Genomic DNA, 17,948 nt, shown 5'->3' with positions numbered 1-17,948 from the left:
TTTCTTCCTTAATATTTTGTAAAAGTGTTAAATCAACAGGGCTTAAACCGCTGTGTTGTTCATGATGGTGCTGCTAAGCTCGGTACTGGCGGTCAGGGTTTCCATAGCAATTTTGATCCCCTGGGCATATTGCTGCATGATTTCTTCCAGCTTGTCCTGGTAATCACCCAGTTTCATCATCAGCTCATTGATAAACATTTGTTGCTCGGCGGCATCGGCGCGGGCATCGGCCGCTTCTTTGGTATAAGCCGTAGTCGCAAGACCTGCTCCCCCCTGGCCAACGGTTGCCGCGCCGCCGACTACGCCACTGATAGCAGCCACTTTAGCCGCCATAATGGCTAGCGTGCCTGTTGCCGCAGGGCCCATCATGGCCGCACCACCGGAGGCAAGTGAAAGCACCATAACCGTCGCCAATACAGTGATTTGCGCCGCCATCATGGCGTCTTCTTTGGACATATCGGGGTCAATCGCCATAAATACTTCCGCCAGGCCCTCATTCATCCAGTCACCGGTTTCCCCCGAGATTTGTGAGGTCAGCATGATGGCGCCCGCTGCTATCATCAAGGTACCCGCAACGGCGCCGACACCGGTGGCGATCAACGCTGCCCCGGCCACTATCATGGCGGCACTGGCTATCCAGCCAAAAACCTTGCCGATACCGCTACTTTCTTTGGCTTTTTCTATCGCCTTGAGGGCATCTTCAATTTTTTTGATGCGCTCGTCATGATGCTGCTGGGTGGTCAGCTGGTTGTTTTTAATATTTTCCTTGGCATTGACCGCCTGCTCTTCGGTCACCTCCTGGTTCAATGAGGTCAGCATAAGCATAAGGTCATTCATGCTCATGTCTCCCAGCTGAGGTGCGGCCAGCTTGACCGCATTGGCAATGGCCTCGGCATCGCTTTGAGCCGTGCCCTGGCCATCGGTCAATATGGTGACAATTTGCTGACCTAAAGCCGAGCCGGGGGAAATATTGGTATTGTCCGCATTGGTATTGTTTACATTGACATTGCCCGTATTGGTATTATTTTGCGGCGTCGTTGACGTATTTACCGTTACATCGCTCATGCTCTCTACTCCTTAAGATAATTTGTTTTTAACAAGTGCCAGCATCTTAGTGGCCTTGTCTTTTACTTCTTCATAGCCGCCCTGGTTGCCGGCAAATTCCAGTGCCGCACTAAAGCCGCTGGCGGCATTTTCAAAATCCCCCAATGCCAGATAGCATTCGGCGGCATGCAGCGGCGGCAACGGGTTGCTGATATCCAATAAAGCCGCCATGGAATAGGAGTTGATAGCGTCTTTATATTGCTGCAACATTTGCTGGCAGCCGCCGATGCCCATAAGGTATTTCTTTTCCAGGTGGTCGTATAACCCCAGGAACTTGAAGACTTTAAGTGCGTCTTCATATTTGGCATTTTGATAAAGGTTGTAGGCCACGTAATAGATGGCTTCCATGGTTTTTTCATCGACATTTTTCAGCTCGCGTAAAGCGCCGCCTTTACCGATAAAGTCAAATACTTGCTCACCTAATGCCAGAGTGTGGTCTATTTTCTCTTGTGTAAAATTCATGATGACTCCTGCTGTTGTCACTTGCTGTCTGTTGAGTCTCAGGCCCCGGGCTATTCCATCAGTTGGTAATAGCCCGACAAAGGTGCCTGATAAAAATAAAGGTGCACAAATACCGCTGAAAAATTGTGCACTTAAGGTTAAATACGGGTATTGCCGATAATGGAGTCTTTTTCCCCGTGAGAAGTACTTAAGAAGTTGGTTTGCTGTTTGATCACTTCATCGTACTTGTTCATAATCGCCTGCAGGTCAATCAGATCCGTTTGCGAAGTACTGGTTAAGCTGTCGATTTCGGTTTGCATATTTTCAATCACCGCCGTCCACTCATCCTTGCTGTATTTGTTATCATTATCGTCATTAGGCACATCAACGTTGTTGGCCTTGATAAAGGCAGTGAACTCCGGAGACATCTCGGTAGTTTTTCCCTTAGCCTGTTCGCTGCGCCCTTCCTGCAAAAAAGTATTGAACTCTTTTAACAGGGCATTTTTATCGGCGATCATTTTTGCCTGCTCGCGGATCTGATCATCGAGAATCTCTGAACGTCCACTTAACGCTTTCATCATTACCGTTTCCAGAGACAACTTGTGCTCTACAGTCCCTAAGGTATTCGTGCTGTTGACTGGATTAGCCATAATTAATTTCCTTTTCTTTTCCGCTTAACGCTGTCATGGTTAAGCGGTTTATTAATGAATCTTGATGTATTTAGGTCTCAAATCATTAGATAAAAGCACGGTGCCTGGCTTTTTTCGCCGCACGCACCGGCATATCCCGGTACTTGGCCCGGTCGCGGGCATCGCGCTGGGCCTGGGCAATTTCATCCCGAAAAGCCTCCGATTTTTTCTCTAATTGTTCCTTTTCATGGGCCGTTAACTCTGAAGTGTCCGACAACATCGCCTTGGTAATACCATAGCGTTGATACAGATCTTCTTTTTGTTTCAGCAGCCCTCGGGCTTGTGCCAGGGTGTCTTTACTTTCCTTAAGAAAAGCTTCCAGTGCGGTTTGTTTGGACATTTCATTCGCCATGATTTTTTCCTTTATAAATACGTTTTAGCTCAAGGATTAGATACGGGTGTTGCCGATAATAGAGTCGTTTTCACCATGTGCCGTACTCAGCATGTTGGTTTGTTGCTTGACGTTTTCATCGTATTTATTCATTAACGATTGCAAGGCAATCAACTCGGTTTGCGAGCGGCTGGTGAGGCTGTCAACATAATCAGAAGACATTTGCGCCAGGTTTTCTTTCTCTGCCGGGGTAAAGACCAGGGCATTGCCGTATTGCAAGGTTGAAATATCGGCTCCCATTTCTTCTAATAAAGCGATATTTTCAGGCGTTGCTTCTATGGTAAATAAGCTTTCCATCGCCGTTTTTACTGACGCCATTTCGGTAGAGGTTAATACCAGGGCGCCACCTTCGGTATAATCAGCCGGATCAAGGCCAGCTTTGGTAAGCATTTCCTTGTTTTTATCCGTCAACGGTAAGGTGGTGATCTCTGCAGTGACTTCCGTTTGAGCAACTTTACCACCAGAAAGATCCGCACCGTTCAGTTCGGACCAGTCACTCATATCACCACTAGTGGTAACAAAGATCGTGCCGTCGTTTTTAGTGGCATCGGTAAATAAGCTACCGTCGTTGGCCACAGCCAAAGTATCATCACCCTGGCCACCGCCTTGTGAGTTATTCTCTAAGCCGGTAACCACCGCCTGGTCGTCGCCGCGGGAAATATAAAGGTTGTCAGTAACCGTAGCACCGCTAGTACCATAAGGAGCCGTTTCAACCGTGATCTTGACACCGGTCGGGGTAATAAAAGTGGACTGTTCGTTGAAGTCCCAACGTGCATCACCGCCACCTTCATCAACATGCGGGTCACCCCAAACTCGGGTTGAGTTGGTAAAAACCGGGTCGCCATTGCCATCTTTTGCCGCAGACTGATCATATTCCACCAGTTTCCAGGAGCGGTTATCACCGGATCTTTCAATAACAACACCTGTGCCGTCACCGAAATCAATAAAATCATCACCGTTGCTTAATTTAGAGCTGGTAAAATCCGGGTAGTCGGCATCGGAAAAGTCATCCATTTCGCCAACCGTTAAACCCGCATTATTGGCGCCGATATTGGTCAACTGGGACATTTTATTGGCAGCAACAATTTGTTGGTTGGCCGCTTCAATGCTGGCCGCTTGTTCACGAACACCGTCATCAAGGATAGTATCGCGCTCACCCAATACCCGCATCACTAATGATATCGTGGCTTCACGGCTCATATGTGCACTGCTCGTTGCTTCTGTTCCTACGCCACCTGCTACTGGTTGATTCTGCATATCCATTCTCCATTTCATTTTTTAAAAAGTTTGCCCGATGCCTTCTCATCAGGCGGTCATAAACTTTGTAACCAATAAAAAAAAATGGTTGTAAACTTCTTGCTATTTTTACCTTAAAAAAAGCAGTAAATGATGGTTGCATTGGCAATAAATACGTAAACAAATTTAAGCCAATAATCATAAGGCACTGATTTTTAGGCAAAATGCCAAGGTGGCATTTTGTTATTAATGAAAGGAAATAAAATTTAAGATTTTCGCTATTTATGTCGATTAAACGGCAAGACTTTTACCTTCTGGCAGATAAAACGTCACTTTTCGATGATTTTATCTACACTTGTCTGCGGAGATATTTTCAATATTCAGCAAGCATTCTCTGTTACTACCGGTCTGCTTGAAAAAGGGGGCTGGCATGATGCAAAAATTATTTGCCCGCTGGTATGCAAAACTGTCAACCAGGCAGGTACTGCCGCTTATTCCACTCACTTTAGCCGCGGTTTTTCTGCTGGCAGATGTCTTCATCTCCATTCAGGGAGCGATACCCGGTTTTGGCTCTGCCAGCAACGGTTTCGATTTAAGCCAAACCTCTGTGCCGAGTGAGCAAATACATCATGGCGGTCCACCCCGTGACGGTATCCCTGCCCTGAGTCATCCTAAATTTGTCGACGCCGATAAAGCCGGTTTTCTGCTGCCTCAATCCCGGATATTGGGCGTGAATATTGCCGGTCAGGCAAAAGCCTATCCCATTGCCATTTTAAACCACCATGAAATTGTTAATGACACACTGGCAGGAAAAGATATTGTCGTGACCTTCTGCCCTTTATGCGGCACCGGCATAGTCTATAACGCCAGAGTTGACGGGCAATTGCTGGAATTTGGTGTTTCCGGCTTGCTTTATAACAGCGATGTTTTGCTCTATGATAGGCAAAGCGAGTCTCTGTGGTCGCAGATCCTCTCCCAAGCCATCAGCGGCCCTATGAAAGACAAAACACTCACCCGCCTGCCTGCCCTGCACACCAGCTGGCAGCACTGGCTAAAACGACACCCGGATACCCGGGTTTTATCGCAGCAAACCGGCTATAGCCGCAACTATCAACAAACCCCCTATGCAGGTTACAACCAGTCTGAAGCCATTTATTTTCCTGTCGCCCATCACGATAAGCGTTATCACAGTAAAGAAGTGGTGCTGACAGTGGAAATAAACGGCAAGGCCAAGGCCTATCCGTTTAAGGAGCTGGCGTTATATCAGAAACAAACCGGTCGCAGTAAAATAACGGATTTCCTGGCCGGACACACCCTAGTGGTAGAATTTGACCTGGCTTCGCGCTCTGGCCGCATCACCGGAGTTTCTGGCAAAGAAATTCCCGGCTTTCAGGCATTTTGGTTTGCCTGGATCGCCTTTCATCCCGATTCCGAAGTCTTTACCGTAAAGCAGGCAAAACAAGGCTAGCGGATCAGCCCAGTAAAACAGCCGTGACCAACACGCCAAGCACAAGGCCGATAATACCAAAAAGTAAACTGCCGGCAGTAAACACGCCTTTGCCGGCGCTTTCTTGTGTATTAACTACAGGATTGGCTTCACCTTTCATCGCGGCCACTTGCTGTATCTGTCCGGCAGGTTCAGGGGACGTCTCGAACATTTGTGGCATTAACTGCATCACCACTTGCCCTGAGTTCACCCAGTGACCTGGTGCAATCGTAAAGTCACTGACAATACCGTTCGTTTCGGCTACCACTTCAAGTACTACCTTGTCGGTTTCAACATCAAATAAACACTGCTCCCTTTGCACCTGCTGCCCGGGATGAACATGAATTGTCGATATTACGCCATGAGCCACTGATTCAGGCAATATCGGCACGACCACATCCAGGGGATCAGTATTTTCCCTTTGTTCAGGATAAACGCTATTTTTTGCTTCAACAGGCACCTCACCATCACGTTGCGGCCTTATTTTCATGACCACTTGCCCGGAAGTGACGCTATCACCTTGGCTGATGTTAAACTCATCGATAATACCAGTGACATCAGCAACCACTTCAAGTACCACTTTGTCAGTTTCGACATCAAATAAATGATCGCCAACCTTAACCTGCTGGCCCTGATTAACATAAATATCTGCGATCTCAGCCTGGGGAACGGCTTCTGGCAAATGTGGAATGACAACGTCGCTGTGCACAAAGTTTCCTTGAGTAAAATGCGCCGGTAATTTCGCACATTTTTTGATACTGGAATGGATAGCGAGACAATAATCGAGTTGCCCCGGCAATACAAGCTTTCGTCAGTGATCATTAAACAAGGCAGTTGATATTTTAGGTAAAAGATAAAAAGCTGCCCTCAAGTACAGAGCAGCCAAAACAAGCAGAGCTGAAATCAAGGTCTGGGAGGACGTTGAGGTTTAGGCGGTTCGCCTTTTTCCCCTTTTAATTCCCACAAAATATTTTCGACTATGGTCAATAGTCCGGCAATAGCCCTAAAAGCAAGGGCAGTATTTTGTGGCATATATCCTTGCCTGGCAATAAAGGCTCTAAAGGCATCAATGCCGTTTACAAATGCCTGATCCTTTTTCCTGAGCTTTTCCTTTTCATCCCCCAAAGTGTTATGAAATTGCCTCATAATGACATCAATGTCATCAACGGAGAAGCACTCCTGGCTGGGATCCGCAGCTTCATTTAACTTGGTCATCAGCGTGTCCTGAATCAGGGCGTTTTCTTCAGTATTGAGCTTATCCATCATCTTTACCTCTTTCGGTTTAGACGGTTGAAAAATTCCTGGTAATCATGACAAAAAACTCCTGTTTTATGTACTTAGCACAGTTAATGCGTGTTTTATCACCTCCTGTTTTCTGGTCTCAAATCAAATTTTGGGGCAATCCGGCAGCGGCGAGCTAAAAGAAACTTAGGGAGGTTATTATCTGTGCTTTAGCACCAGCTGTACTGAATATTGTGCAGGCGGCTTGGGGTTTATCTCATCAGGAGAACAGCAAAAACAGTAGATAAGGCACAGACATAGCAAGGGATAATCAAAAACACAAAATTAATTAGCCGCAGCCGACAGGAATTCTCCGGCTGCGGCAGGCACAAGCTTGCCGCATGATCCGGTTACATTCCAATAAAGCGTTACTGTTCAGGATCTTCGGTTAAAAACTCTATGCTTTGATCGTCCAGTTTAGTGCGGACAAGGGTAAGCAACTCATCTTTTTGGGGTCCCTGATCCGCGGACAAGTCACCGTCAATATAGGCATAGGCGAGCATATTACGTAAACCTTCAGCATCGTCAGCATTAATAAGCGCATGTATTTCATGACGGTAATCGGCAAAAGTTAACCCGCCCCAGTCGGATCTCACACTCATATTGCTATCTTCAGACAAACGGGAGGACTGCCTTGGTAAAATAACATCATCACCAACAAACTCATCCTCATGAGCAGCATCCTGACTTGCTATACTGGCATCATCGGCACTGACGTCATCAGCAAGTCGCGGATCCTGGTTTAAAATCTCGACACCTGGATCGGCCAGCGCGCTTCTGATACGGGTGAGCAGTTCAAGTTTTTGGCTTTCCTGATCGGATGACAACAGCTCATCGGTATAATATTCATTTTCCACCAAATCGCGTAATTGCTCGGTTTGGCCCGCATTAATAAAGGCATGGGCTTCATGGCGGTAATCGGCAAAGCTCAAACCGCCCCAGTCGGATCTGTTACTCATATCACTGTCTTCAGACAATAGCGAAGGTTGCCTCAGGACAACATCATCACCAACGATCAACTCGTGATCCATGACATGTTGTGCCAGTTGGTTAACATCATGCTTGGCATTGGCAGCCTCTTCAATTTTAGCGGCATTGTCTGTGTATACGCCATCGGTATGCAACAAGGCATAAAGTGGCTGACTCATCTTTGAGAAAGTCGAAGCTTCCTGGGTACTTTCGTTAATATACAAAACAGGAGCATCATCTTCGCGAAAGTGCGCAACATCATACATGTGTCCCGAAGTTGCGACCATCTTCAGGCAATGGCGCTCATAACCGCCGTCAAATTGGGAAAAGTCCTGAAAATGCTGGGCACCTGAATATAATCCTTTTGCCGTTTCTGTTCGCAGCATATGGTCTATTGCCGGATCACCATCAGGATTCGGATCCCGCTGATCAAGTACTCTGTAGTTTTGCGCATCCAATGACTTAACCAAAGTACTATACGGCATTAAATGCACACTCGGCTCGGAGCCGTATGAATCATAAATGGCGCACATACCATACTTATCGGGCCCTTCAACGGTAAACGCATGGTTGATGTCCGGATTCTCCGGGTCTTCCCAGCCAAAACGTTGCAATTGCAGATCATGCCCTTCTGCGGCGCGATAGAGGAATACCAGGGAACTGATATTGCCGCAGGTGCCGCCGCCGGTACGCAAAGATCCGATGGCCTGCCCTTCGGTGGAAAGTTTTGAGCTAATGCCGTACTCTTTGGCATTTGCGGCCTCATAAGCCTTACCGTCAGACATGGTAAACAAGAAATTACTGAAGCCGCCGGACTTCATAATATCATCGGTGCGGTTGCCGACCAGGGGTACTATGGTTCTGGAGTACATATTGGCCCTCTCCCCCCGGGCCATGCCTTTAAACAGTTCGTCTGAAACTTTCTGGGTTTTCACGTCATGGCCGCCATAATTCTTTTGCTTGGCCACTTCTATGGTATCTGTGCCCTTTCCCTGGCCGGTAATAGCCGAAGGAGGCGTATTTAACATACTACGGTTGATAACATCCATGAGCTGCCTCCTTACACTAAAATCGCATGGGAAGACAGAGGTTGTTCCTCACCCGGCAAGGGTTGTGCTTCGTTGGCGTTTAACAGGGTATGCCAGAGCAGGCTGTGATCCAGTAAGTTGTCAAAAGCCTGCTGTAGCCGGCTAAGGTCAAGTCCTTCACTTTCAAGACAAAAACTTAACGCCACCGCCTTTTTCTTCGGACAGATGCCTAAGCTGGCACCGGCTAATTCATCCTGGTTATGGTTAGCCAGCAGCAGGGTTTCGTAAAGCTCAATGCGATTTTCCTCTTTAATCGGCGCTAAATAAGCAATCAGGTGACAGCGCTCCTCCTGATTTAGAATATTAATCTGCACCTTATTGTCTATCACCAAAGCAAAACCTTTATCATCGACATCGGCACTGTTCTCATAGCCGAGCTGTTTGGCAAATAGTTTAATAATTTCCAGTTGCGCTTGATTTACCTGCATCTTACTTACCCAAATTTGTTTTCGTTATTATCAGGAAGTAAGTAACCGGGGAGAGCAAAAGGTTACAAAAATAGTGAGAATTTTATGAGTAGTGTATTTATTCCGGCACCAATGCCATCTAATGATGTCGCTGTTTAGCAATGCACAAACAGCGACAGAGGAAAAATCAGTCGCTTTACCCGACGGTAAATTTAGCTAAAAACGGCAATCGCTTCCCGCACCACCATCACAGTCAACACCAGCCAGGAAAGGATAAAAAGGACAAAACGTACCATCACACGGTCGATTGTCGCCTGCACCAGGGAATGGCCAATACGCAAAACGGTATAACTCCAGGCACAGGTAACATAAAAACTGTCAACATGGCCCAAGGCCGCGATAGAAATCGCCACTGCATAAAACAGCGTCGGTTGCTCAAACAGGTGATTGTAGTTGTTTGAGACCCGGTTCACTTCTTTTGGCAATAACTCCTTCAGCTTTGCCGTGTCCTGGCCTTTTTGCGGATGAATTTTGAGTTTCTTCATCGCCGGGACCCGGGTGAAAAACATCCAAAGGGTCATCGCGACCGTCAGTAAGCCCAGTACGAATACCGGCTGTAAAATTGCGCTTGCTTCCATTTTATCTTTCCTGATTGTTAGTTATCCAGAGTGTTTACTGCTGATAATAAAGACAATTTACCAGAACGAATAGTGCGGAATCAGCCAAAATAACGGCCATTTGGGTAATTGCAGGCTAAGGGAAGCAGTGTTATCTCAAAGCACCCGTCGCTGAGACAGGTGCTTTGGCGAAGCGAGTTATTTTTTCAGGCGGCGTACGCCCAGGCCCGCCATGGCCAGCGCCAAGATAGCCAGTGAAGACGGCTCCGGCACATCAGCAGGCTGCGAGAAACTTGCCGAAGTGATCTCCGGCGTACCGCTGCCCGGGCCTGCAATATTAATATAGCCAAAGCGCATTTCGCTGGTGGTCACAGAGCCGCCGTCCAAAATAGTACCGCCGGCGCCAAAGCCCAGATCTTCCAGGGTGATCGCACCGAGGTTATCAAAGCTTGCATAGTTAGTGCTGTCCAGGGTAATTTCAGTGTCGTAAACCGAAACCGTCGCTGATGAGCCACTTGCACCGATAGTCAACCTGGTGACGGTATTGGCAACATCGCGATCGCTGCCCCAGGGGGTGTAACCCGGTGACTGATCATGAATGTTATAAAAGTCCAGGGCATAATCGATAATGCCGTCACCATTGAGATCGATCGCCAGTGAATCATCAAACAAGCCGCTGAAGTTAAATTCCAGATTAATGTCCGACATTACTTCGCCGGCTGTGCCTTCGACCGTCAAGGTAAAACCGTCATAGGCGGAACCGCTCTCAAACCCCGGCGCTATCGCCGGCCAGCTGCCGTTGTCTGTGATCAAGTCGATAGAAGTCAGCATTCCCGCAGAAGCGACATTAAAAAAACAGCTGGCGGATAAGAGTAATCCTGCGTGCAATAATTTTGATTTCATTAAACTTTCCTTAATTTCTTTGGTGTGAATAACAGGATAATAGTCGGTAAAACATAAGGTTATTTTCAATAAACCGGGTAAGTCTCAATAACGGCGCCAAGTATAGCCTTGTTTGAACAGCTAACATCCCCCCTAGATGGGGGGGCATTGTTGCCGCATAGCCTTTATTGGCTGTTTTTGTGCTGAGTATCGGTAGTGATTTTTCAGCACGGTAAAGGTGGGTATGAAAGGTTCGATATACGGGGGATTAGATGTTATATCGAACGGGTCATGGCATAGCTGAAGCTCTTATTACCGTTAACCCGTCCGTTGCTTGCTCCGTTTAAGCTTTAGTCAAGGTTTTAGCCAAGATTATTGCTTGCGTTTAAGTGCCCGCCAGCAGTCCTGCATCTCGTCTATTCTCTCCCGGTAACCTATGACCTGATATTTGAGCCAATAGCACAAATGCCTGATGCCTTCACTGGTGTGCTCGGTGATGCATTCTGGCTCGCGGCCAACGGCAGCAAATGCGTCGAACAAAAAGGCGCATTCTTCACTGAATTTGCCAAAGTCGTCACACAGGTTAATGAAATCGCTCGACAGTTTGTCCCTTTTGATGGCCTCTTCCGTAAGCGGTAATTTGGACTCAGACATGACCGCATCCTCCCTTATTCCTTAACGGCGTAGCATTGCAGGCATTGGCTGTAGGAGGGAGCCGGGTGATGGTGGCAGGTATATTTTCTGTTAAAGAAACTTTAACCGAGTGAAACTCTGGCATATCATTAGGTTTAGCCATGATAGATACCTCTGTTTATCTGTTGTGGTTAGCTGTCTCTGAGTGTGTCCGCACTTAGGGGCAGCGCCTGGTTTATTTGCTGATTCTCTTTTACGTTTTTAAGTACACCTCCGCTGATAAATTATTTACCCTCTAGTGATAGTACAAAATAGCGAAGAAATCAGGCTGGGGCTGCATTTAATATTGGCGCAAGTTGATGGCACTGTATGACTTACTGTACGAAGCGTGTAATTACATGAAAAGAAATGAATAAAAATATAGAGGGGAATAAGTGGCTTTAAACCTCTGAAAAGATCAGAGGTTCAACAGCATCATTTAGCTGATAGCATCATTTGCCTGCTCTTCTTTTTGAGAATACTAATCCCAATAAAGACAGTCCAAATATAGCCAAAGTCGAAGGTTCAGGGATTGCCGTTAGGCGAACAAAAGTATAAAGGTCAGTCGACAGTTCCTCCTCGGTCCAGATACGACCCGGTGGCAGCATAGTACTGCCGTCGGCATCAAAAGAAATATAAATTTCTAACGCGTAGCTGGTACCATCGATATAAAACGGTATCGAAAACGGCAGGGTATCCGGTAAAGGCGCCGTATTGTCAACGGTGTAATCAAAGTAGTCGTCACAGGCCGACAGGAAAACATGGCTGGGACCACCGGGAACACCGTCTTCATCCTCGGCACTACAGTTAGCAGGAAGTGACTGGTTGAAGGTTTCTTTAAAGCCAATACCAAATTCACTGCTGGCATCGGCGGTAAAGGCATCGGCAATAATCGAACTGCCAAAGGCCGTGGCAATACCGCCGGTATTGGTGCTGGTAAACATAAGATCCCCTAAAATCTCCGCTTCCGTTAACCAGGGCAGGAACTCCGCACTGATCACAAAGTTATTGTGGGTTAATTTTGAGATCATATAGGGGGTATCCAGCAGATCTATATCCGGCATAAAGTTTTCCAGGATTAGAGAGCTGAATGCCCCGTCGCCACCCCAGCGAACCCCGGCATGTTTAACGCCGTCGGTCTGATCAGGGTCTGCACTCCCGTCAAGTAGCGTATACTCTCCGGCATCTTTCATTACGAAACCGCCGTCAGCTTCGATTGTCATAAAGGTTGCGTTAGCTCCAAAAGAAAGCGTACTAGCAAGAATTATCGCAATCAAATTCTTCATCAATGCAATATTTTTCATTACCTTTCCTTTAACACATGAATTTTGCTAAACCAGGAATTTGGTTTAACTCGTTACAGCGCGGAAAAGGCAGCATAGAGCATACCGAAAATCCAAAATCAAGAGAAAACAATGGGCTGACGCTTAAGTTATTTTTATGGCCGCTATTTATGTAAAATGTGCTGACACCACTCATATACCATGACAGTACCGGAGACATATTCAGCTCCTTTATTACGCCGGTAAAACCGCCCCAATCACGAAAATTTAATAACGGATACGCCCGCCAAGCAGTAAAAAGCCGGAGATGTAACTCCGGCTTGATAGATAATAAACAGGCAGGTTAAGTGCGGTAATGACTGGCTAATGTCTTGCTGATAACTTCCAGCTGGGTATCAACCAGGGCATCTACCACACCGGTTTCTGTTTCCAGAATACAACCTTGTTGTTCGCTTAAGGCATGGTCGGCTTCGATATGGAGGTAGCCCAGTCCCGGGTAGTCGGCGACAATTTCCGCCAGTTGCTCTTCCATTTGTTGCGCTAATTCAGGGGCCACCCTTAAGGTGATATTTTTTTCATCGGTAATGGTTTTCAGGGTTTGCCTGATCACTTGTGTCGTCACCTCTTGTGGGGCTAAATCATCGATAATACGGCGCAGGGCAACCATCACCAATGCCACCAGTTCATCATTGACCTTATGCAGAAACTCCTGCACTTTTACCGTGGCATCAAGGTGTAGCGCCGCCAGCTCTTTTTTTCCCTCAGCCAAGCCCTCTTGGTAACCCAGTTGGTGTTGCTGGCGGTACACTTCTTTAGCCTCAGCAAGAATCTGGTCACTTTGTTGCTGTGCCTGGCGAATAATATCATCAGCCCGGGTCAGGTGCGCAAACGTTTGTGCCTTAAGAATTTGCTCATCTGCGAACGTCTGATTTTCGCTGATATTGGCATCTTGTGCTATTGCAGCATATTTGAACATTGGGGTAAGCACTCCACTATAATTCGTTTAATTAACAAGGCATCGGCATTTTCATCGATAGCCATCAGGGGATCCGATTGCAATTGTTGCCGCTCCAGGTACCAGCAATAGGGTAACTTGCTAAATAACCGCATTTTTAACGGCTCAGCCAATGAACTCAGCTGGGCAAATATCAGCTTTAATCCTATGTGCTGCAAGGTTTGCGCTATCCCCTTTTCGACACTGTCTTGTTCGCCGTTGATGGCCGGCTTGGCACTGGCATTTCTTAACGAGGGCAACTTCTTTTCTTTTAGCAATCCCGACAGCAGTTTCTGCCCTTGTAACCGGCGAGCTTCTTTCACCTGCTCCGTGCCCTTTTCCTGACCGGAGATAAAAGGCGCCAGTTTAATGGCAAACTGGTAGCCGTTCTCTCCTACGGCGGCGCGAATTTTTGCCACATCCCGGGCATTGATCAGGTGCCGGATTTCTTGTGAGCAGTACCAGATCCCTAAATAAAGCAAGACTTGCTGTAATTGCTGTGCCGGTAAAATCGCCAGTTGCCCCGGCCAGCGGATGGCTTCAAAATCATATTTTCCCATCCAGGCATAATGACTTTGCAAATACTCCTGCAACTTGCCCCTGGCCTCTTTCCTGGTAGCCAGTTTCAGGCAAAGTTCGCCATGGGGTAAATGGCTCAACCAGGAGTTATGTATCTGAGCCAGGGGATCAACATTGCTCTGGAGCATTAATTTAAAGCTGTATTCATCCTTAATGGTCAGGTTTTCCATACTCTTGCCCTACTCTGCTGTCGCCGCAGTCAATGCCGTTGATTTTTGCGCTTGCTGGTCTTTGTGCTGCTTAAACCAGGTATAGAGGTTAAAGGCAACGGAAGCCGTTAGCAGCAGCAATAGGGTTAAGGTGATTTGCCAAAACCTTGAAACCGAGCTTTGTGCGACATTCACCGACAATACCTGCTCCAATACTACCTGCCCGGCGCTAGAACTGGCTTCGGCGGTGGGAAACAGCACTACGTTGACATTGTCATACTCCAGGCCTTCAACCGAGCTGCTGACCAGTAATTTAATTTGCGGAATAGAATTATCCAGGGCGACATCCGACAGGTGTTTGATGAACACCGAGGCGGTTGAAGGATCCTGCTTCTTGCTGCGTTTTGAGCTTTCTTTCGGGATCACCACATGTACCCGGGCATCGATCACGCCGTCGATTTGCGACAGGGTATGGGAGATCCCCTGCGACAGTGCAAACATAAAGCGGGCACGCTCGGCGGTCGGGGTTGAAATCAAACCGTCTTCCGGGAAAACATCGACAATATCGGCAAATTTACGACCGGGTAAACCAGCGCGTTTTAACAGCTCAATGGCGCGGCTCATTTGTCCGTCTTCCACCATCAAGGACACCATTTCATCCTTAACATCGGTTTTCTGGGCGGCAATATTCGCCTCCAGTAAGATCGCCAGCATCTTGTTGGCTTCCTTTTCACTGAGATTTGAATAGAGTACGCTTTTACAGGCGGTTAAGCTCAGTAAGAGCGTAAAAACCAGCAGACATTTGATTAACTTGTTCACACCTGACTCCTTATTGGGTTTTCAGCAGAGAATCCAGGTTCTGCGTGCTTTTACTTGCGGTTTTTGCGATCATATCCTGCTGCAGGCTCAACCGGGATAACTTTAGTTGCAGCCCCAGCAGGCTCTGGACATCGAGATCAGGAGTAGCCAGCGACACGTTGATGCTTTCAACTTCCGCCTCATGGACATTTTTAATTTTCTCTAAGCCATCAAGCACCTTATCGCCGATATTACTGCCCTGCTCATCAGGCGAAGGTTTGCTGCTCATTTCTTCGAGCTCCATCACCTCATTGACCTTGTACTGGTGTTGCTGCTGACCATTGTTCATGGCCGCTTCCATCCGCGCCACGTCTCCCGGCGGCGGCAGTGCCGGGCCCTGTGCTTCCTGTACGCCAAGCTGCTCTATTGCCTTGACGGCGCTAATTGCTTCAGTAGTCATGCTGATTCTCTCCTGCTGATTCGATCTCTGCGGCCAATTCCCGGGCCAGCTGCGCGGCAGCCGGGTTATTGCTCTCTTGTGCCTGCCGGCTGTAGGCCAGCCCCTGGGCCATTTCATTATTGAGATAACACACCAGGGCAAGAAAGGCATGGGCAAAATCACCGTCCTGCTCGCTCTGGCTATGGCGCTGCAATAAAGTGGTCGCCGTGGCAAACTGCTTCTTCTTCAGGGCAATAAAGGCAAAGCCCAGATCGGTGATAAAGGCACCGGGGCGGACATTAAGCAGGTAATTAAAAATGGTTTGCGCCTGCTCAATTTCACCATGGGTTACCGCCAACAAACCGGTTTCGGCTAAAGATTTCAGCACTTGTGACTGGGACATTTCTTTCGTTTTTGTCCCGCCAGTCAGTGCTACCCCGCTGATGTTATTCATAACCGCTCCTACATTTTCTGGATAACGCCGCTGACGGCATCGCTTAAGGATTTCATGGTGGTACTGGCTAAACTGGTGGCATTGCCCCACTCACCAATGGCTTGCTGGAATTTAAGCAAGTTGCCGGTATCGGTGAGATCCAACTCAGATGTCTCCCTGACCTTGGCATCTTTTTCTTCAAACAATTTTCCCATGCTGTTGGTGATGGCTTCGGTATTAAAGGTGCTCATAATATTCTCCTTGGTTGATATAAAGTTTTACTGGTGCAATTTGTTCCAGACACTGTCGATCACTTCCAGTGCCGCCGCTAACGCCTGCTTTTCCAGTTCCAGTTGCCGAAATTGCTCGGCAGTGCCGCCACAGGCCATTTGCTGTTTCAGCTTTCTTTCCCGGTCCATAAAAACCTGCTTTTGCCGGCCGATAAACTGGCCGTTAAAATCTTTACTGATCTCATGTTCCATCGGTATTTTCAGCCAGTTATTCATTGTGTTGCCCTCCGATAAGATAAATCATCGCCTTGCCTGCTTTACTCAGTACCACCCGGTCCGGCCCTATGGACTCAATCAGGTAACCGCCAGCCAGTTTACCGCCGGTGATCACCCGTTTGCCGTCGGCGGTTGTGATGTAAGGCACGGCGCCCAGGCTCACGCCTTTGATCTCCTGTAAGGTTTTCTCTATTCTTTGCGCCGAAAATTCCAGTTTGGGTAACCCCAGGTAACGCTGTTTAAATTCCTGCTCTATCTGCTGCCAACTGGCCAGCGAACCGGCGGCAATTTCACCGCTAACGACAATGGCGGACGCTTGTTTTGCCAGTGCCAGGTTATCCAAACCATCTTGCGATAAACGGTTTCTCAGCCAGGTGGCCCTGGATGCCAGGGTGTCAAAATTGGCGCTGATGTGACCTAACCCGGCGACATCCCGCTCCAGCTTACTTTTAAGGTTTTCCCAACGGCTGTTATCACTCAGGTAACCGCCGATAACAAAATCTCCCGCCTGCTCACCGTAATGCACTGTCAGGTTCGGATAACCCAGTACCTTAAGTAAGTAACTGAGGTTATTAAAAAGTTGCGACAAAACCCGAATATTCATTTTTACCGGATAATCGGCCCCGGCAATAAGTTGCTGTAATTGTTCCTGCTGCTTGTTATCGGCAACATAGCCTTGCAGCACCAGGGCTTTACCCTGGGATAAGTTTTGCTTTTTAAAGTGAAGCTGCTCCAGGCCAGCTGCTGTTAATTGCTGCTGCAAGCTTTGCTGCGCTTGCTGGCCTTGCTCTGCCAAACTCAGCGGCGCCGGTTCACTGCTGCCGGGGGATGAAAAACCCAGAAACATACCGCCGCAGGCAAGGGTCAGGCCCAGCACCAGCGAAGGTAAAGCTATTTTAGAGCGTGTTTTGTTGCTCTCGGGGCTAACTTGCTCTTGTTGCACTTGCTCGGGAACTTCAACATTTTGCTCATCTTCAACAGATTCCGGCTCTTGCTCTGGCTGCTCTTGTTGCAGCTGCGGCAACGCCACCTCGGGCCAGGCTTCATTTTTAGGACCATAGACCAGGTGCAGTAAACCTAGGGTGAGTACTTCAAAGGGTTTAACCACCTGTTTTTCTAACGAGAGGGCTTTACCCGCCAGGTAGTTGGCCTGCTGGTCGCTTAAGCCTTCGACAAAAACCTCATCCTCGCTGCACACCAGGGTCAGCAGATGCTCTGGCAGATTGTCGCCGGATAACACGATATCGTTATCTTCGCCTTTACCTAAACGGGTACTGCCGTGGTAGAGGGGAATTTCGGCCCCTAAATGCACGCCGGATAAAATCTTCAGCGTCCATTTCGCCAGGAATTGTCCGCTCTCGCCTGCTACTTGTTCCTGCTCCTGCTTTTGCTCCAGCTCTTGATCCAGTGAGACCGGTGCCTGAGCAGTCAGGTCGTCATGGCCAATGCCGCTGGCGGATAAACCATGCTCTTGTGGAGATGCTAACGCCATCTTGGGTACTCC

Annotated in this window: 23 protein-coding genes; 1 reads left to right on the top strand and 22 read right to left on the bottom strand. The window is 47.9% G+C overall.

Annotated features, from left to right (window positions below):
* Window positions 1–42 precede the first annotated feature (42 nt).
* The 5 genes from sctE to QL234_RS08950 form a co-directional block, all read right to left on the bottom strand.
* Window positions 43–1,065: a type III secretion system translocon subunit SctE gene (gene sctE, locus QL234_RS08970; RefSeq protein ID WP_281557473.1), complete on the bottom strand. Its 1,023-nt coding sequence runs from the start codon at window positions 1,063–1,065 to the stop codon at window positions 43–45.
* Window positions 1,066–1,077: 12 nt separating this feature from the next.
* Window positions 1,078–1,566 (bottom strand): SycD/LcrH family type III secretion system chaperone, encoded by a 489-nt coding sequence (locus tag QL234_RS08965; protein WP_044834547.1) that lies wholly within the window; start codon window positions 1,564–1,566, stop codon window positions 1,078–1,080.
* A 137-nt stretch (window positions 1,567–1,703) separates the two neighbouring features.
* The gene (locus tag QL234_RS08960; protein WP_152646726.1) at window positions 1,704–2,195 is read right to left on the bottom strand and encodes a hypothetical protein; all 492 of its coding nucleotides are present in this window, start codon (window positions 2,193–2,195) and stop codon (window positions 1,704–1,706) included.
* An 85-nt stretch (window positions 2,196–2,280) separates the two neighbouring features.
* Window positions 2,281–2,586 carry a hypothetical protein gene (locus QL234_RS08955; protein WP_044834549.1) on the bottom strand — a complete coding sequence of 102 codons (306 nt, stop codon included), beginning with the start codon at window positions 2,584–2,586 and terminating at the stop codon, window positions 2,281–2,283.
* A gap of 36 nt (window positions 2,587–2,622) precedes the next feature.
* Entirely contained in the window at window positions 2,623–3,882 is a 1,260-nt protein-coding gene (locus tag QL234_RS08950; RefSeq protein WP_281557472.1) for a DUF1521 domain-containing protein, read from the bottom strand.
* 409 nt (window positions 3,883–4,291) lie between these two features.
* On the opposite strand from QL234_RS08950, the gene QL234_RS08945 reads away from it, so the two are divergent.
* Window positions 4,292–5,329 (top strand): DUF3179 domain-containing protein, encoded by a 1,038-nt coding sequence (locus tag QL234_RS08945; RefSeq protein WP_281557471.1) that lies wholly within the window; start codon window positions 4,292–4,294, stop codon window positions 5,327–5,329.
* 4 nt (window positions 5,330–5,333) lie between these two features.
* Here QL234_RS08945 and QL234_RS08940 read toward each other — a convergent pair whose 3' ends face one another.
* The 17 genes from QL234_RS08940 to sctD all read right to left on the bottom strand — a co-directional run bounded on the left by QL234_RS08940 (window position 5,334) and on the right by sctD (window position 17,936).
* The gene (locus tag QL234_RS08940; protein ID WP_281557470.1) at window positions 5,334–6,056 is read right to left on the bottom strand and encodes a biotin/lipoyl-containing protein; all 723 of its coding nucleotides are present in this window, start codon (window positions 6,054–6,056) and stop codon (window positions 5,334–5,336) included.
* A gap of 194 nt (window positions 6,057–6,250) precedes the next feature.
* Entirely contained in the window at window positions 6,251–6,613 is a 363-nt protein-coding gene (locus QL234_RS08935; protein WP_281557469.1) for a hypothetical protein, read from the bottom strand.
* A 383-nt stretch (window positions 6,614–6,996) separates the two neighbouring features.
* Window positions 6,997–8,646, bottom strand: coding sequence for a hypothetical protein (locus tag QL234_RS08930; RefSeq protein ID WP_281557468.1), 1,650 nt, complete (start codon window positions 8,644–8,646; stop codon window positions 6,997–6,999).
* Between the two features lie 11 nt (window positions 8,647–8,657).
* A complete protein-coding gene (locus QL234_RS08925; RefSeq protein ID WP_281557467.1) occupies window positions 8,658–9,113 on the bottom strand; it encodes a CesT family type III secretion system chaperone in 456 nt (151 codons plus the stop codon).
* A gap of 191 nt (window positions 9,114–9,304) precedes the next feature.
* Window positions 9,305–9,730 (bottom strand): MAPEG family protein, encoded by a 426-nt coding sequence (locus QL234_RS08920; RefSeq protein ID WP_281557466.1) that lies wholly within the window; start codon window positions 9,728–9,730, stop codon window positions 9,305–9,307.
* Window positions 9,731–9,907: 177 nt separating this feature from the next.
* The gene (locus tag QL234_RS08915; RefSeq protein ID WP_281557465.1) at window positions 9,908–10,612 is read right to left on the bottom strand and encodes a PEP-CTERM sorting domain-containing protein; all 705 of its coding nucleotides are present in this window, start codon (window positions 10,610–10,612) and stop codon (window positions 9,908–9,910) included.
* Between the two features lie 351 nt (window positions 10,613–10,963).
* A complete protein-coding gene (locus tag QL234_RS08910) occupies window positions 10,964–11,245 on the bottom strand; it encodes a hypothetical protein (protein WP_281557464.1) in 282 nt (93 codons plus the stop codon).
* Window positions 11,238–11,387, bottom strand: a complete 150-nt coding sequence (locus tag QL234_RS08905) for a hypothetical protein (protein WP_281557463.1) — start codon at window positions 11,385–11,387, stop codon at window positions 11,238–11,240. The genes QL234_RS08910 and QL234_RS08905 overlap by 8 nt, the downstream gene beginning before the upstream one ends.
* A 328-nt stretch (window positions 11,388–11,715) precedes the next feature.
* Entirely contained in the window at window positions 11,716–12,567 is an 852-nt protein-coding gene (locus QL234_RS08900) for a PEP-CTERM sorting domain-containing protein (RefSeq protein WP_281557462.1), read from the bottom strand.
* Between the two features lie 322 nt (window positions 12,568–12,889).
* Window positions 12,890–13,522, bottom strand: a complete 633-nt coding sequence (locus tag QL234_RS08895; protein ID WP_281557461.1) for an HrpE/YscL family type III secretion apparatus protein — start codon at window positions 13,520–13,522, stop codon at window positions 12,890–12,892.
* Complete coding sequence (locus tag QL234_RS08890; protein WP_281557460.1) at window positions 13,501–14,289, bottom strand: SctK family type III secretion system sorting platform protein; 789 nt, start codon at window positions 14,287–14,289, stop codon at window positions 13,501–13,503. Before QL234_RS08890 ends, QL234_RS08895 begins: the two co-directional genes overlap by 22 nt.
* A 9-nt stretch (window positions 14,290–14,298) precedes the next feature.
* Entirely contained in the window at window positions 14,299–15,087 is a 789-nt protein-coding gene (sctJ, locus tag QL234_RS08885; protein ID WP_281557459.1) for a type III secretion inner membrane ring lipoprotein SctJ, read from the bottom strand.
* Window positions 15,088–15,097: 10 nt separating this feature from the next.
* Complete coding sequence (gene sctI / locus QL234_RS08880; protein ID WP_053043257.1) at window positions 15,098–15,526, bottom strand: type III secretion system inner rod subunit SctI; 429 nt, start codon at window positions 15,524–15,526, stop codon at window positions 15,098–15,100.
* A complete protein-coding gene (locus QL234_RS08875) occupies window positions 15,516–15,959 on the bottom strand; it encodes an HrpB1 family type III secretion system apparatus protein (RefSeq protein ID WP_281557458.1) in 444 nt (147 codons plus the stop codon). Before QL234_RS08875 ends, sctI begins: the two co-directional genes overlap by 11 nt.
* A gap of 8 nt (window positions 15,960–15,967) precedes the next feature.
* Complete coding sequence (locus QL234_RS08870) at window positions 15,968–16,189, bottom strand: EscF/YscF/HrpA family type III secretion system needle major subunit (RefSeq protein WP_044834561.1); 222 nt, start codon at window positions 16,187–16,189, stop codon at window positions 15,968–15,970.
* A 27-nt stretch (window positions 16,190–16,216) separates the two neighbouring features.
* Window positions 16,217–16,444, bottom strand: coding sequence for an EscE/YscE/SsaE family type III secretion system needle protein co-chaperone (locus tag QL234_RS08865; protein WP_044834562.1), 228 nt, complete (start codon window positions 16,442–16,444; stop codon window positions 16,217–16,219).
* A complete protein-coding gene (gene sctD / locus QL234_RS08860) occupies window positions 16,437–17,936 on the bottom strand; it encodes a type III secretion system inner membrane ring subunit SctD (RefSeq protein WP_281557457.1) in 1,500 nt (499 codons plus the stop codon). The genes QL234_RS08865 and sctD overlap by 8 nt, the downstream gene beginning before the upstream one ends.
* Window positions 17,937–17,948 lie beyond the last annotated feature (12 nt).

The sequence above is a fragment of the Thalassomonas sp. RHCl1 genome (assembly GCF_947387555.1).
Classification (GTDB): Bacteria; Pseudomonadota; Gammaproteobacteria; order Enterobacterales; family Alteromonadaceae; genus Thalassomonas.
The sequence above is the reverse complement of the archived record's forward strand: the minus strand, read 5'-3'. Positions and strand labels throughout refer to the sequence as shown.